Origin of the sequence: Caloramator fervidus, from assembly GCF_900108045.1 — a bacterium.
Lineage (GTDB): Bacteria > Bacillota > Clostridia > Clostridiales > Caloramatoraceae > Caloramator > Caloramator fervidus.
In genome coordinates, this window is record NZ_FNUK01000014.1 from 36,931 (window position 1) to 53,392 (window position 16,462).

Genomic DNA, 16,462 nt, shown 5'->3' on the forward strand with positions numbered 1-16,462 from the left:
AAATATGTTAAAATTAAAGAAAAGCTTGTAAGGGGTGCAGTAATGGTTAAAGAAAAGCTTGTAAAAATAAATGGAGAATACATTGTTGTAACTTTTGAGGATATATTTAAAAGGTATAAAAGTATGATACATGATTTTTGTAAAAAGTGGCAACGTAAAGTTGAATATGCTGATCTTTTTCAAGTTGGAAGTATAGGATTATATAAGGCTTTTTTAGATTATGATCTTAGTAAAGATTTAGAGTTTTCAACAGTTGCATATACGTATATAAAAAATGAAATTAGAACTTTTTACAGACAAGCAGTAAAAAATTTTGGATATATTTCGCTTAATCAAAAGGTTTGTGAGGATTCAGATAAAGAGATTGGAGATTTAATAAAAGGGGAAGAATTTGAGTATAAGATTTTAGAGGAAATAACAAAAAAGCAAGATTTAGAAAGAGTTTATAATGCTTTTAGACACCTTACAACACGGCAAGAGGAGATTATAAAAAAGTATTTTTTAGAAGGTAAAACAATGCAGCAGATAGCTGATGAACTAGGATTTCATGTAAGCTATATTGGAAAGGTTATTAAGAATTCAATAAAAAAAATAAAGGATAATATTTAAATGCTTGTTATTCCTCGAAATTTGTGGTAGAATATATAAAAACTTACTATGGGGGGATACGGTATAAAGAAGTTTATTTGCACAGTTTGTGGATATGTTCATGAGGGAGATAATGATCCAGATATGTGTCCGCAATGCAAAGCTTCAAAGGAAAAATTCATGCTCAAGCAGGAAGGAGAACTTGTTTGGGCAGATGAACATAGAATAGGAGTTGCAAAGGGAGTAGATTCTAAAATAATAGAAGAATTAAAAGCTAACTTTTTAGGAGAATGCACAGAAGTTGGAATGTATCTTGCAATGAGCCGACAAGCTGATAGAGAAGGATATCCAGAAGTTGCTGAAGCTTATAGAAGAATTGCCTTTGAAGAAGCTGAACATGCAGCAAAGTTTGCAGAACTTTTAGGTGAAGTTTTAACTAATAGCACTAAGAAAAACTTAGAAATGAGAGTTGAAGCTGAATACGGGGCATGTGAAGGAAAGCTTAAACTTGCAAAAATGGCAAAAGAAATGGGACTTGATGCTATACATGATACTGTTCATGAAATGTGTAAGGATGAAGCAAGGCATGGTGCAGCATTTAAAGGGCTTTTAAAAAGGTATTTTGAAAATTAAGGCCGCACAAAGCGGTCTTAATTTTTTACAATTTATTTACATATTTCTAAAGAAATGTTAATTTATAAATTTTATTATATATTAAGCTGGGGGTGAGAATATGAAAAGATTGAATATTTGTGTTGATATAGATGGAACTATAACAGAACCATTTTATTGGTTAGAACTAGCTAATTATTATTTTAAAAAGAATATAAAGGAAGAAGATATTAAAGAATATGAAATACACAAGGTTTTAGGAATTACAGAGGAGGAATATAATAAGTTTTATGAAGTATACGATGAAGTAATTCATTTTACTGCAAAGCCAAGAAAAGGAGCTGTAGATGTTTTAAATAAACTTTCTAAAAATCATAACATATACTATGTTTCAGCAAGACATCCTAAACTTATGGATATAACAAAAGCTTGGCTTGATATAAATAATATGCCAAAAGGAAACATATATTTATTAGGAAGTCATGATAAGGTTCAAAAAGCTAAGGATTTAAATTGTGATGTATTTATTGAAGATAGATATGAAAATGCTGTAGACCTTGCAAAAAATGGATTTAAAGTTTTATTAATTGATTGTTCTTATAATAAAAAGCCACTTATAAAAGGAATTGAAAGGGTTTATAATTGGGAACAGATATTAGATATAATAACTTCTGAAACTGAAGAAAAAATTGCGTAAATCACCTTTAATGGTGATTTTAATTTTTTTGTTTTGAATTATAATTATAGTAAAAAATGTCTTGGGGGAAGTTTGGTGAAATATAATATTAAGGATATAGCTGAAAATTTAACAAATAAAAAAATAATAAAAATTAAACCTATAGGGCATCATGAGTTAAATAGGCATTATGTCTATGTATTGGAATTTGAAAATTCACCACCTAAAATATTTAAAATATTTGGAAAGAAAAATAGGATGTGCCGAGAAATTGCTGCTCTTAATTTACTAAAAAATAGTAATGTAAAATGTCCTAAAGAGTTTGAATATGGAACACTACCTGATGGTAAAGAATGGATGATTTATGAATATATAAATGGAGATCTTCTTGATAATGTAATTTGTATGATGTCTAAAAAACAGTTATATAAAATATTTATTTCAATAGGAGAAGAGCTTGGGAAAATTCATTCTATAAAAATTTTTGATTTTTTTGGAAGTTGGAATGAAAAGGGAGAAAGTTTGGATAATATAAAAGATTACTATACATACTTTACCAAAAGTTTACAATATCAATATAATGAACTTTTAATTCAGCATATAGAGGATAAACCGCTTTTAATAAAAGCGGCTGAAAAATTGATGGAAAATGCAGATTTAATTAAGAACATAAATGAATCAAGGCTTTGTCATAATGATTTTGACGGAAGAAATATATTAGTAATATGTCAAAATGGGAAGTATTTTATAAATGGTGTTGTCGATTTTGAACAAAGTTTCCCGGGAAATGCTGAAATTGACATTGCAAGGCTTTACTTTAGATATTTTTTAAAATGCAAAGATTTTGAAAAATATTTTTTAATTGGATATGAAAGGTATATGAAAATAGATAAAGGTTTTTTTGAAAGGTTAAATTACTATTTATTAAGAATAGGTTTTGGAATTTGTTGTTGGACTTATCATAAAGCACCTAAATATTATAAGCAAGGATTAGAGTTAGTGAAAAACTATATTAATAAAGTAAAATAGGGTAGATTTTATCTACCCTATTAGTTTAAGTAAAGTATTTTTACCTACAATGCCATCTGGTTTTAATCCTTTTGCTTTTTGAAAACTTTTAACAGCAGCTTCTGTTTGAGGACCGAAGTAACCGGTTACAGAGTTGCTTTTTAAATATCCAAGTCTTACAAGGATATTTTGAAGATTTTTAACATCTTGTCCTTTCATTCCTTTTTTTAAGACTCTGTTTATGTTTAAAGATTGAAGATTCGTATATCCTCTTGTTGTAGCAACATTTGATATAACATTAAATTTAGTTTCAAAATTTGACTCATAAGGTGCATTATTATCTTTTATAGTTGTTTTTACTGTATATTCTCCTATATCCTTTGGAGTAAATATAAAGGTTTTGTTTATGGTAAAATCTTGAGAATAAACTAGAACATTATTTTTAAGTATATCTATCTTATATTGTAATTCTCCACTTCCTCCGCTAGTTGCAATAGTTATAGATACGGGTTTGTTTTGATAAATTGCATTTTTATCAAATATTATGTTAGTGATTTTTGCCGGGCTAAAAACGGTAAATTTAATTTCTTTACAGTCATCGAATTCTTTGGTGGAATATATGTTTTTAATGTAAGTTTTTAATATATATTCTCCAGGGCTATTTAATAAGTATTTAAAAGTAGCATTATTAGAATATCTCAAAGGCTCTATTACTTGTCCATTTTTTAAAATTTCATATCCAAAAAGAATTTCATTTATATTTTCTGAATTTACAATTGGGTTTACTGTTAATTCTTCTCCAATTAAAATTTTATCTTTATTTATATTAACTGAGTTTAATTTTGAAGTTAAAGATTCAATTTTAACTCCATCATAATAAAATAATAGAATTTGATTAAATTTTTGACCTTTATAAGCCCTATTCTTTGCTCCTATTTGACTTAAGCCTACGCCATGACCATATCCTTGTCCTATAAATGTATATTCGTCCCTTAGAACATCATAGGTTATGTCATACATGGTACTTCTAAGACTAAATGCTGTTCTTGGTTGTTCTTTTATAAGGGTTTTTGTAGATTCAATTCCATTAGAATTTAAATAAACTATATTAAGTTTTGAAATTTTATTGCTTTCATTTTTTTGAATAGAATTTAAGTCTATCCTTAAGAATTTTTCATTATCCGATAATATTTTGTTTTGTTTTAATCTTTTATCTATATCTTGAGATGTTAGTTTAACAGGATTTTCAAGCCATTTATAATCGTCAAAATCATCTTTTTTGACTTTAAGATAAGGAAGGTCAGCAGACCAAATGTTTTTAGATGCTTCAGTAAATCCTCCATTACTTGCAGAAAAGTAGGCGGAAATTATTTTTCCATTATAGGTTAAAATAATTCCTTTTGTTTCTTCGACAGCCCTTATAGAATTTTTTTTGTTTTCATCATACCCACCATAAACTTGACAGTGAATTGTATCACAAAGATCATAGCCTTGTTGTTTGTGTTTACCTTTATTAGAAAGGGCATAGCATCTTGCAGCCACTGCCTGTGCTTTTAAAGCTTCTAAAGGGAAAGAGTCGCTCATTTCATATGGAACAACTCCCTTTAGGTAATCTTCAATATCTAAAGTGTTTATTGGAAGTATTAGATTGTTTTTAACAACAAAATCTAAACTTCCAAGGTATTTTCTAGATATAGTTTTAGATTCTGATTCGGTTTGAATAGTTATTGTTAGAGTTACTGTTGTATTATTATTTATAGGAGTAATTTTAACTATTTGATATAAGTTTTCATTTAATAATATTAAGTCGTTAGATAGTAAGAGTGTAAGCTTTGTGCCAGAAGGCATCAAAATTTCATTTACTTTATAATCCCCATTTAAAGTAACTAAAATTTGATTAGATGCCATGCTTTCAAGCCCTATTTTAAAGGGTTCATAATAGGTTAAGCTAAAGTTTGCAAAGACTTTTACGGGTATATATAGTAAAAACATACATGTAATTAAAAAAATTGACAAAGCTTTCTTCATTTTTTCACCCCCTTAATTAATTATATCGTAATTTTATGTAGCTTGCTAAACATTTAATTTAGCAACGTCAATTTATACTTTATCTTGACATTAATTTTCTGACGATTTAAATTAAATTAGTCATAAACGCGCACAAATGTGCATAAATAATAATAGAAATAATCAAAAATGAGATTAGGTGATTATATGTTTGCAGAAGAGAGGAAAAATAAGATAATCGAGCTGATTAAAAGTGGACAAAGTGTAAAGGTATCTGAACTTGCTAAAATGTTCAATGTGTCTGAGTCTACTATAAGAAGAGATTTAAATGAGCTTAAGGTTATTGGTGTAATAGTAAGAACTCATGGTGGAGCTGTAAGTAGCCTTAATACTAATTTTGAACCTTCCTTTATTGAAAAACAGGACAAGTATCTTTATGAAAAGGACTATATTGGAAAGATTGCAGCAAGATTTATTAACGACGGTGATACGATTATTCTTGACTCCGGAACTACAACCCAATGTATTGCAAGATATATTACCGCAAAAAATGTAACTATAATTACAAATTCAGTAAATCTTGCCAATGATCTTTCAAGCAGGGAAGACATTGAGGTTATTATAACAGGTGGGATTATAAGGCCCAAAACAAAGGCTATGGTAGGATTTATTGCTGAAAACACGTTAAAGCAATTTAGAGTTGATAAGGCTTTTATTGGAGCAAATGGAGTCTCAATCAAATATGGAGTTACAACGCCAAATTCAATGGAGGCAAATGTGAAAAGAGCCATGATGGAAAACGCAAAAGAAGTTTACCTTTGTGTAGATAGTTCAAAATTTAATGAAGTAACATTCTCATTGATATGCCCGGTATCGAGGGTAAATTATATCATTACAAATAATATGGAGGATGAAGAAAAAGTAAAATACAAAAAACTTGGTGTAGAAGTTATAACAGAATAAAGGTGGTAGATAAATTGATTTACACAGTTACTTTAAATCCTGCTTTTGATATGACTGTATATTTGGATCAACTTGTAAAGGGAGATGTTAATAGGAGCATTAAAAGTTTAATCGATATAGGGGGAAAAGGTATTAATGTTTCTAAAGTTATTAAATCCCTTGGTGGAGAAAGTATTGTCCTTGGATTTTTAGGACAAGAAAATAGGGGGAATTTTATTAAACAGCTTGATAGGCTCGAAATTAAACATGATTTTATTTATGTAGAAGGTGAAACGAGGACAAATATAAAATTAGTAGAGAATAAATTCGGCATTTTTACTGATATAAATCAAAAAGGGTTTGGGATTACTATAGAGGATATTGATAAATTATTTGAAAAAATAAAGTATTATGCACGGCAAGGAGATATATTTGTATTATCGGGAAGCCTTCCTGAAGGAGCTGATAACAATATCTATTTTGAGTTGATTAAACTTTTAAAGGATATAGGTGCTATAACGATATTAGATGCAGATGGAGAGGCTTTAAAAAATGGACTTTTAGCAAAGCCAGACATAGTTAAACCTAATATTAATGAACTTAGGATGATAATGGATTTTAAAGATGATCTAAATTCCATAGCTTCAGTAGGGAAGAAATTGATAAGCCAAGGCATTGAAAAAGCTGTTATCTCAATGGGAGATAATGGGGCGTTTTATGTAACAAGGGATAAGATATTGTATGCTTATCCTGAAAGGGTGGAGGTTAAAAGCACTGTAGGTGCAGGGGATGCTATGGTGGCATCTATTGCCTTTGGTGAATCTAAAAATATGGAAGATGAGGAAGTTTTTAGATTGGCGGTATCCTCAGCTACAGCTTCAATTATTGAGGAAGGAACAAAATCGCCGAAGTTAGAAAATATTAATAAGCTAATGAAAAAAATTAAAATTGAAAGGTGGATGTAAATTGGATATAAACATGATGTTTTCAAAGGAAAGGATGTCCTTTGATTTAAAAGCAAGAACAAAGGAAGAAGTGATTGATGAGTTAATTGAGATGCTCTACAAGGATGGTAAATTGAAGGACAAAGAATCCTTTAAAAGGGCTGTCCTAAAAAGAGAAGATGAATTTTCAACAGGAATAGGAATGGGAATTGCAATACCCCATGGTAAGGATTCTTCCGTTGTAGAGCCATGCATAACCTTTGGAATATCAAAAAATGGAATTGATTTTGATTCGATGGATGGAAAGCCTGCACATATATTCTTTTTAATCTCTGTTCCAGAAGATGCAGCTGATACCCATCTTCATATACTTAGCTTTATTTCAAGAAAACTAATGCATGAGGATGTTCGACAAAAGCTTTTTAATGCAAAGGATTTTGAGGATGTTATTAATGCCTTCAATTAAATTTAAATATGTTAAAGGGGGATTTTTCTATGAAAATTTTAGCAGTTACGTCCTGCCCCACAGGTATAGCTCATACCTACATGGCGGCGGAGGCATTGCAAATTGCAGCAAAGGAGCTTGGAGTGGACATTAAGGTTGAAACAAGGGGTTCTGTAGGTGCAGAAAACGAAATAACAAATGAGGATATTAAAGGAGCCCATGCAGTTATTTTAGCTGTCGATACAAAGGTTGATGAGGAAAGGTTTAGAGGACTTCCGATTATAAAAGTTAGTGTAAAGGATGCAATAAAGGACCCAAAGGGATTAATTGAAAAAGCTATGGCTATGGAAAAGAAGGAATATGTAGACAAGGTTTTTGAGGCAAAAAAGGAATCTAAGGAAAAGATAACTGGAGCCTATAAGCACCTAATGACTGGTGTTTCTTACATGATTCCATTTGTTGTTGCAGGTGGTATACTTATCGCTTTATCCTTTATGTTTGGTATTAAGGCCTTTGAACAAAAGGGAACTTTAGCTGCAGCCCTCATGGATATCGGTGGTGGCGGTGCTTTCTCATTGATGGTTCCAATCCTTGCAGGTTTTATAGCTTTTTCAATAGCTGACAGACCAGGTCTTGTTCCAGGTATGGTTGGCGGTGTTCTTGCTGGAAAACTTGGAGCAGGTTTCTTAGGTGGTATTATAGCAGGTTTTGCTGCAGGATATGTTGTAGCATGGCTAAAGAAGGTTATTAAACTTCCAAAGACTATGGAAGGGCTTATGCCGGTTTTAATATTACCTTTTCTTTCTACACTTATTGTTGGCCTTGGTATGATTTATATAATAGGTGGGCCGGTAGCTGCGATTAATAACGCTATGGCAAATTGGCTTAAGAATATGAGTGGAGGCAGTGCTATAACTTTAGGTATAATTTTAGGACTTATGATGGCCTTTGACATGGGAGGTCCTGTAAACAAAGCAGCCTATACTTTTGCAGTTTCAACCCTTGCGGCAGGGCAACCATCTATGATAATGGCTGCAGTTATGGCGGCTGGTATGACTCCACCCCTTGGAGTTGCCCTTGCAACCCTTATTGCAAAGGATAAATTTACTGAAGAAGAAAGGGAAGCTGGAAAAGCAGCATTTTTCCTTGGAATATCCTTTATAACAGAAGGTGCTATACCATTTGCAGCAGCAGATCCATTTAGAGTAATACCATCAATAATGGTCGGTTCTGCAGTTACTGCAGCCCTTTCAATGGCATTTAAGTGCACCCTTGCAGTTCCACATGGTGGAATATTCGTATTGCCAATTCCAAATGCTGTGGGAGGATTATTTCTCTATACAATAGCAATAATTATAGGAACCTTAGTTACTGGATTTATGATAGCTGTACTTAAACCCAAAAGATAAATTTAATAAAAGGCAGCGCCTACTGCCTTTTATAATGTAGTAGAATTGGAGGGAATATTATGATAGAAAGAAAAGTAATAATAAAAAATCCTACAGGGCTTCATGCAAGACCTGCAAGCCTTCTTGTAAAAGAAGCCAATAAGTTTAAAAGCGAAATCATGATTAATAAAGGCGGAAAAGATGTAAATGCAAAAAGTATATTGAGCGTATTATCATTAGGGGTATCAAATGGAGATGAAATAATAATAAAAGCAAACGGAGAAGATGAAAAGGAAGCAATGGATGCTATAATAAACTTAATAGAAACATTTGTTGAATGAAGGAGATGTTTTTATGCTAAAGGGCATTGCAGCATCATCAGGAATAGCAATAGGAAAAGCGTATGTAATAAGGGAAGAAGAAAATGCAATTAATAGATATGAAGTGAAGGATACTGAAAAGGAAATAAAAAGATTTCTAGAGGCAATTTTAAAAGCAAAGGAAGAAATAGAATCAATTAAAGAAACTGCAGTTAAAAACTTTGGAGAAGAAAAGGCTTTAATATTTGAGGCTCATCTTATGATTTTAGAGGATGAAGAGTTTAAGGCTTCTGTCATAGAAAAAATAAAACAAAATATTAATGCTGAATATGCAGTTAAGGAAACGGTTGAAATGTTTGAAGGTATTTTTTTGAGCATGGAAGACGAATATATGAGGGAGAGGGCAGCGGATATAAGGGATATTGGAGGCAGAATAATAAGAGCTCTTAAAGGAGAAGAAAAAAGTTCAATTGGCGATATAAAGGATAAATGTATTATAGTTGCAAAGGATTTAACGCCTTCAGATACAGCTCAGCTCAATAGAGAATATGTCCTTGGATTTATAACTGAACTTGGGGGAAAAACATCCCATTCAGCAATTATTGCAAGAGCCCTTGAAATCCCTGCAGTATCAGGGATAAAGGGTGCAACGGAAATATTAAAAACTGGGGATTTAATCATTTTAGATGGGGTAAAGGGAATTATATATATAAATCCTGATGAAAGTCTAATTGATGAATATCAAAATAAAATTCAAAGGGAAATGGAAGAAAAAAGGGAACTATTAATATATAAAGATAGAAAGGTATTGACAAAGGACGGCAAAAGAATTGAAGTTGCAGCAAATATTTCTTCTAAAGAGGAAGTTGATGTTGCTTTAAAATATGGTGCTGATGGGATTGGACTATTTAGGACGGAATTTTTATTCATGAATAGGGAAACAGCACCAACAGAGGAAGAACAGTTTGAGGTTTACAAATACGTTTTAGAAAAGATGGAGGGTAGACCTGTAATCATAAGAACTTTAGACGTTGGTGGAGATAAAAAGATACCTTATATAGATGTTGGGACGGAGATGAATCCATTTTTAGGTTTAAGGGCAATTAGGCTTTGTTTTGAGAGACTGGATTTATTTAAAACGCAGCTTAAAGCGCTTTTAAGGGCTTCAATCTATGGAAATTTAAAAATAATGTTCCCTATGATTTCTAAGGTGGATGAAATAAAAAGGGCGAAGGAGATTTTAGAGGATGTTAAAGCTGAATTGAAAAAGGCAGGACAAAAGTTTTCTGATAAAATTGAGATAGGTATTATGATAGAAGTTCCTTCAGCTGCTATTATATCGGATTTGCTTGCTAAAGAAGTTGATTTTTTCTCTATTGGCACAAATGATTTGATTCAATACACTTTAGCTGTGGATAGGATGAATGAGAAAGTTTCTAATATTTATGAACCGTCCCACCCTGCAGTTTTAAGATTGATTAAAATGGTTATAGATAATGCCCATAAAGAGGGTAAATGGGTTGGGATGTGTGGAGAAATGGCCTCTGACATTAGTATGATCCCCCTTTTAATAGATTATGGAATAGACGAGCTTAGCATGAGTGCACCATCGGTTCTTAAAGTAAAAAAGGAAATATTAAAATCCGTAGACTAAGCATTAGTCTATGGCAGAATGTTGAAAAAGTTATTTTTTGATAAGCCCCGTGAAGGATTTCCCTGGCATTCGCTCATTTCGCTAAGCAATTCTAATTGCTAGAGCTTATGAGAGATGCCTTTTTGAAATCCTATCACGGGGCTCTTGTAAAGTTTAAACAGCAGACAAAATTTGTCTACAATATGCATAGACTGAGCATTAATCTTTGGATTTATTTTTGTATTTTAGATTGACTTTAGTTATGAAAATCCTTTTTTAGTAAAGAATAAAAAATATGATATTATGCTTATCATGAAGCCATATGCCATTGAAATGTTAACTAACAAACAAAAAATTATCGAAAAAATAAAAAAGATTAATGTTCCATATATTTCTACTGGTTTTAAATCATTTTTTAACATGGTTCTTCTCCCTAGTGCCAACCCTTTTATAATAAATTTATTATACCATGTTTTATTTTTAATCTAAATAGTTCGATTTGTTATTCATTAACATGTTAACAAATGAAAAGGCAAATTCATTACTATTGGCTCGTTTTTATTTAATTTATATGCAAGTTAGAAAAACTCTATAAACTTATATTTATGTTTCAAATTATATTCTAAGAAAGAAGACAGTAATTATCACAAACGATTTATAATATTTTTGCGTTAATAATATACTTTCAAATTCTAAATGTAAATATTCATGAAAAAAGCCCATTAAAAAAGGGGTTAGATTGCTCTAACCCTTGAATAAAAGCTATTACCTTTCTATCAATGCAACAGTTTCAATATGTGGTGTATGTGGGAACATATCAACGCATTTTACTTTTTTTACCTCATATCCATTTTCTACGAATATCTTTAAATCTCTTGCAAGGGATGTGGGTTTGCAGGATACATAAACGATTTTTGGTGCTTTAAAATTAATTATTTTATTTATAGCTTTAGGATGAATTCCATCTCTTGGAGGATCAAGGATTATTATGTCAGGTTTTATTTTAAGCTCATCTACTTTTTTAAGAACATCTCCTGCAATAAACTCACAGTTTTCAAGGTTATTAAGTTTTGCATTTTCTTTAGCGGCGTATACTGCTTCTTCAACAATTTCAATTCCAATAACCTTCTTTGCAACAGGTGCCATAATTTGAGCTATTGTTCCTGTTCCTGAATAAAGATCAAATATAACTTTGTTTTTAGTATCTCCTGCAAAGTCTCTAACAATTGAATATAATTTTTCTGCCCCATAGGAATTTGTTTGAAAAAATGAGAAGGCAGTTATTTTAAATTTAAGTCCAAGAATTTCTTCTATTATATAATCGTTTCCATATAATACTTGGGTTTTATCGCTTTGAACAACATCTGATATAGAATCGTTTATTGTATGAAGTATGCCTACTATTTTACTTTGTAGGTTTAAAGAAAGAAGTATTTTGGCATACTCTGATAAATCAAAATTTAGTTGGGATGTTGTAACAATATTTACAAGAATTTGATTAGTTCTAAAAGCCCTTCTTAAAACAAGATGTCTTAAGAAACCTTCATGATTTTTTTTGTTATAGTAGGGAATATTTTCTTGTGAAAAATATAAAAGTGTAGAATCTAAAATTTTATTGAAATCTTCATGAACTATTTTGCAGTTATTTGTTGTAATAACTTCATAAAATTTTCCTTTTTTATGAAGTCCAAGGGATAACTTATTGTTATCTTCTCCAAAAGTAAATTCCATTTTATTTCTATATCCAAATTCTAATGGGCTTTTTTCAATTCCTAAAAAATCATATTTTATTTTTTCACCATTTAAGAGTTTTTTTACTTGCTCTTCTTTTAATTTAAGTTGGAATTCATAGGGAAGGTTTTGATAAGAACATCCACCACAAAGCCCAAATACACTACAAGGAGGATTAATTTCATTAGATGCTTTTTTTAAAACTTCTAAGATTATTCCTTCAGCATAATCTTTTTTGTTTTTTATTATTTTTATTTTAACCTTTTGGCCGGGCACAGCATTTTTAATATATACAGCTTTTTCATTTACATAGGATATTCCTTTATTAGGAAATAGAACATCTTTTATTTCAACTTCATAAATTTCTCCCTTTTTCAAGGTGCATCCTCCTAACATTATTTTATAACTATGAAGTTATTATATAATTATTTATGATAATTCTCAATAAAAATATATTTTGGAGGGAGTATTATGTCAATTAGAAATTCTGCAAAGGCTATTATAATAAAAGACGGAAAGCTTTTATGTACAAAAAACAAAGATGATTTGGGTATTTTTTATCTCTTGCCGGGAGGAGGACAAAATAAAGGAGAAAGCATTATAGATGCTTTAAAAAGGGAAGTTAAAGAGGAAACTGGGGCAGAGATAGAAGTAAAGGATTTAAAATTTGTAAGGGACTACATTGGGAAAAATCATGAATTTAAAGAGTTAGATAAAGATTTTCATCAGGTGGAATATATGTTTATATGTTCTTTAAAAGGAGAAATAAATTATAACTTAGCAAAAGAAAAGGATGATTATCAAATAGGGTTAGAATGGATAGATTTAAAGGATTTGAAAAATGTAAGGATATACCCTAAAAAACTTTCAGAGGTTATAAAAGAAGATGGAAGTTTTGAAAATACAGTATATTTAGGAGATGTAAATTAATATAATTTTATTGTAAAAATAACCTGGAGGTTATATGGAAGATATTTTGAAGTTAAAGAAGGATTTAGAAAAAATTTTATATAAAATAAACCGTCTAAGGACCTTAGAATTTTTATCTTACTGTCCTGTTGAAAAGGATTTTTATAAAAATAGGATTATGGATATGATTGATGATGCATGTTTTAAAATTGATGATATTTTAAAGATTTTAAATGAATATCCAAAGAGAGACTTAAAAGAATTTACTCTTGATGAGCTTTCACAGTTTGATGGAAGAGACGGAAGGCCTGCATATGTTGCAATAAATGGGGTAGTTTATGATGTTACCTTTAATGAAGCTTGGGCAGGGGGAAGCCATTTTGGACTTTTAGCAGGGAAAGATCTTACTGAGGAGTTTAATAAGTGCCATGATCTAAATAAGCTTTTAAAACTTGAAATAGTTGGGAAGATAAAAGAAAGCAATGTTTAGGAGGATTGGAGTTTGAAAAATTGTTTATGGGAAGTTATAAACAATAAGAATTCATTATCTAAAGCACTAGCAGAAGAAGTAGCAGTTCAAATAAGATTTGGAAAAACTAAAAAACCTAATGTAATATGGATAGAAGCTACAGGATGTTCAGGAAATACTATTTCTCTTATGAATGCTGATTATCCAGATTTAATTTATCTTCTTGATAATATGATAAATTTAAAATTTAGCAATAGCCTTATGGTTTGTGATGGAGAAAGGGCTTTTGAAAGTTTTTTAAAAACCCTTAAAGAGGATTTTATTCTTGTGGTAGAAGGAGCTGTTTCAACAAAAGAAGATGGACTTTTTAATATAATTGCAAACTATAAGGGTAATAAAATAACCGCTTATGATGCTATAAAGATGGCAGGAGCTAAAGCAAAAAGTATAATTGCCGTGGGGACATGTGCATCCTTTGGAGGAGTATCGAAGGCATATCCTAATCCTTCTGAGGCAAAAAGTGTTAAAGAAGTTTTACAAAAAGATGTTATTAACCTTCCGGGGTGTCCAAGTCATCCGGAATGGATAATAGGAACACTTGCTTATATTATAACAAATGAAAAAATAGAAGTTGATGATTTAGGAAGACCTTTATTATTTTATGGGTTTACTATTCATGATTTTTGTGAAAGGAGAGTTTATTTTAATAATAGGATATTTGCTAAAAATATAGGAGAACCTTGGTGTATGTTTAAATTAGGCTGTAGAGGTCCGGTTACAAAAACAGATTGTCCTAAAAGAAGGTGGAATAATAAAGTAAATTGGCCTATAGGAGACAACACTCCATGTATAGGGTGTGCTAATGCTTATTTTCCAGATGGAATGGAGCCCTTTATTAGGTTATAGGAGGGAGTTATGGTTAAGCTCATTATAGATCCTATAACAAGGATAAGTGGTTTTTTAGGTGTAGAAGTTGAGATTGAAAAAAATAAAATAGTAGAGGCAAAGGTAGAAGGGAATTTGTTTAGAGGCTTTGAAAAAATATTAAAGGGAAGGTATGCTTTAGATGCAGTTTACTTAACAGAGAGAATATGTGGTATTTGTTCATCAGCCCATGCCCTTGCAGCTACTTTAGCCCTTGAAAATGCTTTAAATTTGGTTCCGACGGAAAATGTAATATATATAAGGGATTTGCTTCATTCTTTTGATATAATACAAAATCATATAAGGCATTTTTATTTGTTTACGGTTCCTGATTATGTGGAATTTGATTTTTCAAGTCCCTTATATGAAACATGTCATAAAGATTATAGGATTCCAGATAAATTAAGCAGAAAGATACAAGAGGATTATTTAAAAAGTATAGAATTTAGCAAACTAGCCCATGTTGGAGTTGCACTTTTAGGAGGAAAAGCCCCCCACAATCATGGTATTTTGCCTGGGATTGTAAGTGTATCCTTAGATAGGTTAAAGATAGAAGAAATAAAATCAATAATAAACAAAATAAAGGACTTTGTAGATAATTGTATGTTAGAAGATGTAAATATAATTTCTATGTATTATGGTGACTATTTTGAAAAGGGGAAAACATATAATAATTTTTTAAGCTTTGGGCTTTTTGATTATGAAGATTTTTATTATGTAAAACCTTCAGTCATTATAAATGGTGTTAAAAGTGACTTTGATGTTAATAAAATACATGAAAACATTAATTATTCGTGGTATGAAGTTCATGATGGGCAAGTTGTTGAGAATATAAAAAAGAAAGGGGCCTATTCTTTTGTAAAATCTCCAAGATATGATAAAATGCCGGTTGAAGTAGGACCTTTAGCTAGGATGATATTAAGTGGAAAATATAATTTAAAAAGCTCCACAATGGATAGGATAATAGCAAGATGCCAAGAGGCATCAAACATATTAAGGATAATGAGTATTATAGTTGAAAGAATAGAGCCTTTTAAAAAAGAGGTAAAGTATGATTTTAAGGTATCATCAGGTCTAGGAATGGTGGACACAACAAGAGGAGCCCTTTTGCATTATGTTAAATTAGATTATGATAAAATTGATGGATATGATATAATAACTCCCTCTGCTTGGAATTTCTCTCCAAGAGATGATTTTTTAGGAACAGTAGAAAAAGCATTAGTAGATACTTTTATTGATGATATAAACGATGTAGTTGAAGTAGGAAGAATAGTAAGAAGTTTTGATCCTTGCATATCCTGTGCAACTCATGTAACTTTAAGGAGATGAAAAAATGGGGTTAAGGTAGTTGGAATAGGCAATATTCTAATGGGAGATGATGGGATTTCTATTTATATTTTAAAAAGAATAAAGGATAGGCTTGAAGATATGAATATAAAAGTTTTTATTGTTGAAACTGATATAAATTTTTTAATAGATATTGTTGAGGAAAACGATATTTTAATTATTGTTGATGCTCTTTTAAGTAAAGGGAAGGTAGGTAGTGTTAACGTGTTTAAGCCCATGATGAATAAAGTATCCTTTTGTCACTCTTATATACCTTGGCATATTATTTTAAATAAAGCTAAGGAAGTTTTTGAAATAGGAATAGAAGTAGAAAATATAGAGTTTAAAATAGGGCTAGGCAAAGCCCTTGAGGATAAAATAGATGATATTGCAGATGATGTATTAAATTCTATAAAAAAACTTTCCATCCATTGAGGATGGAAAGTTCAGACCGTCGACAAACCCCACTTTTCAAAAAACGAAAAGTGGGGTTTGAGTATTTTTACAAGCATTTTTGATAAATATTTTATAAATACAAAG

Annotated in this window: 17 protein-coding genes; 15 read left to right on the forward strand and 2 right to left on the reverse strand. The window is 30.7% G+C overall.

The window, feature by feature from the left end; translation table 11 throughout:
* The first annotated feature begins 42 nt into the window (after positions 1–42).
* From C4R78_RS06070 to C4R78_RS06085, 4 genes are all read left to right on the forward strand, one after another.
* Complete coding sequence (locus C4R78_RS06070; protein ID WP_103896190.1) at positions 43–609, forward strand: sigma-70 family RNA polymerase sigma factor; 567 nt, start codon at positions 43–45, stop codon at positions 607–609.
* Between the two features lie 63 nt (positions 610–672).
* Positions 673–1,221 carry a ferritin family protein gene (locus tag C4R78_RS06075; protein ID WP_103896207.1) on the forward strand — a complete coding sequence of 183 codons (549 nt, stop codon included), beginning with the start codon at positions 673–675 and terminating at the stop codon, positions 1,219–1,221.
* A 100-nt stretch (positions 1,222–1,321) separates the two neighbouring features.
* The gene (locus C4R78_RS06080; protein WP_103896191.1) at positions 1,322–1,897 is read left to right on the forward strand and encodes a 5' nucleotidase, NT5C type; all 576 of its coding nucleotides are present in this window, start codon (positions 1,322–1,324) and stop codon (positions 1,895–1,897) included.
* Positions 1,898–1,972: 75 nt separating this feature from the next.
* On the forward strand, positions 1,973–2,905 hold the full coding sequence (locus tag C4R78_RS06085) for a phosphotransferase family protein (protein WP_103896192.1): 933 nt from the start codon (positions 1,973–1,975) through the stop codon (positions 2,903–2,905).
* Between the two features lie 12 nt (positions 2,906–2,917).
* On the opposite strand, the gene C4R78_RS06090 is transcribed toward C4R78_RS06085, so the two are convergent.
* Complete coding sequence (locus C4R78_RS06090) at positions 2,918–4,912, reverse strand: SpoIID/LytB domain-containing protein (RefSeq protein ID WP_103896193.1); 1,995 nt, start codon at positions 4,910–4,912, stop codon at positions 2,918–2,920.
* 168 nt (positions 4,913–5,080) lie between these two features.
* On the opposite strand from C4R78_RS06090, the gene C4R78_RS06095 reads away from it, so the two are divergent.
* Genes C4R78_RS06095 through ptsP form a run of 6 tightly spaced genes read left to right on the forward strand, consistent with a single transcriptional unit; the run spans position 5,081 to position 10,584 of the window.
* A complete protein-coding gene (locus C4R78_RS06095) occupies positions 5,081–5,854 on the forward strand; it encodes a DeoR/GlpR family DNA-binding transcription regulator (RefSeq protein WP_278308553.1) in 774 nt (257 codons plus the stop codon).
* 14 nt (positions 5,855–5,868) lie between these two features.
* Positions 5,869–6,798: a 1-phosphofructokinase gene (gene pfkB, locus C4R78_RS06100; protein ID WP_103896195.1), complete on the forward strand. Its 930-nt coding sequence runs from the start codon at positions 5,869–5,871 to the stop codon at positions 6,796–6,798.
* Position 6,799: 1 nt separating this feature from the next.
* A complete protein-coding gene (locus C4R78_RS06105) occupies positions 6,800–7,243 on the forward strand; it encodes a PTS sugar transporter subunit IIA (RefSeq protein ID WP_103896196.1) in 444 nt (147 codons plus the stop codon).
* Between the two features lie 29 nt (positions 7,244–7,272).
* Positions 7,273–8,631 (forward strand): PTS fructose transporter subunit IIC, encoded by a 1,359-nt coding sequence (locus tag C4R78_RS06110; protein WP_103896197.1) that lies wholly within the window; start codon positions 7,273–7,275, stop codon positions 8,629–8,631.
* Between the two features lie 59 nt (positions 8,632–8,690).
* Positions 8,691–8,951 (forward strand): HPr family phosphocarrier protein, encoded by a 261-nt coding sequence (locus tag C4R78_RS06115; protein WP_103896198.1) that lies wholly within the window; start codon positions 8,691–8,693, stop codon positions 8,949–8,951.
* Positions 8,952–8,964: 13 nt separating this feature from the next.
* Positions 8,965–10,584 (forward strand): phosphoenolpyruvate--protein phosphotransferase, encoded by a 1,620-nt coding sequence (gene ptsP / locus C4R78_RS06120; protein ID WP_103896199.1) that lies wholly within the window; start codon positions 8,965–8,967, stop codon positions 10,582–10,584.
* Between the two features lie 744 nt (positions 10,585–11,328).
* Here the strand turns inward: ptsP and rlmD are convergent.
* Positions 11,329–12,672: a 23S rRNA (uracil(1939)-C(5))-methyltransferase RlmD gene (gene rlmD / locus C4R78_RS06125; protein WP_103896200.1), complete on the reverse strand. Its 1,344-nt coding sequence runs from the start codon at positions 12,670–12,672 to the stop codon at positions 11,329–11,331.
* Positions 12,673–12,765: 93 nt separating this feature from the next.
* Here rlmD and C4R78_RS06130 point away from each other — a divergent pair, with 93 nt between their 5' ends.
* Genes C4R78_RS06130 through C4R78_RS06150 form a run of 5 tightly spaced genes read left to right on the forward strand, consistent with a single transcriptional unit; the run spans position 12,766 to position 16,357 of the window.
* Positions 12,766–13,224, forward strand: coding sequence for an NUDIX domain-containing protein (locus tag C4R78_RS06130; protein WP_103896201.1), 459 nt, complete (start codon positions 12,766–12,768; stop codon positions 13,222–13,224).
* 34 nt (positions 13,225–13,258) lie between these two features.
* Complete coding sequence (locus C4R78_RS06135) at positions 13,259–13,693, forward strand: cytochrome b5 domain-containing protein (RefSeq protein ID WP_242971207.1); 435 nt, start codon at positions 13,259–13,261, stop codon at positions 13,691–13,693.
* Between the two features lie 12 nt (positions 13,694–13,705).
* On the forward strand, positions 13,706–14,578 hold the full coding sequence (locus C4R78_RS06140) for a hydrogenase small subunit (RefSeq protein WP_103896202.1): 873 nt from the start codon (positions 13,706–13,708) through the stop codon (positions 14,576–14,578).
* Positions 14,579–14,587: 9 nt separating this feature from the next.
* A complete protein-coding gene (locus C4R78_RS06145) occupies positions 14,588–15,925 on the forward strand; it encodes a nickel-dependent hydrogenase large subunit (protein WP_103896203.1) in 1,338 nt (445 codons plus the stop codon).
* 24 nt (positions 15,926–15,949) lie between these two features.
* Positions 15,950–16,357, forward strand: coding sequence for a hydrogenase maturation protease (locus C4R78_RS06150; protein ID WP_278308555.1), 408 nt, complete (start codon positions 15,950–15,952; stop codon positions 16,355–16,357).
* Positions 16,358–16,462: the final 105 nt, after the last annotated feature.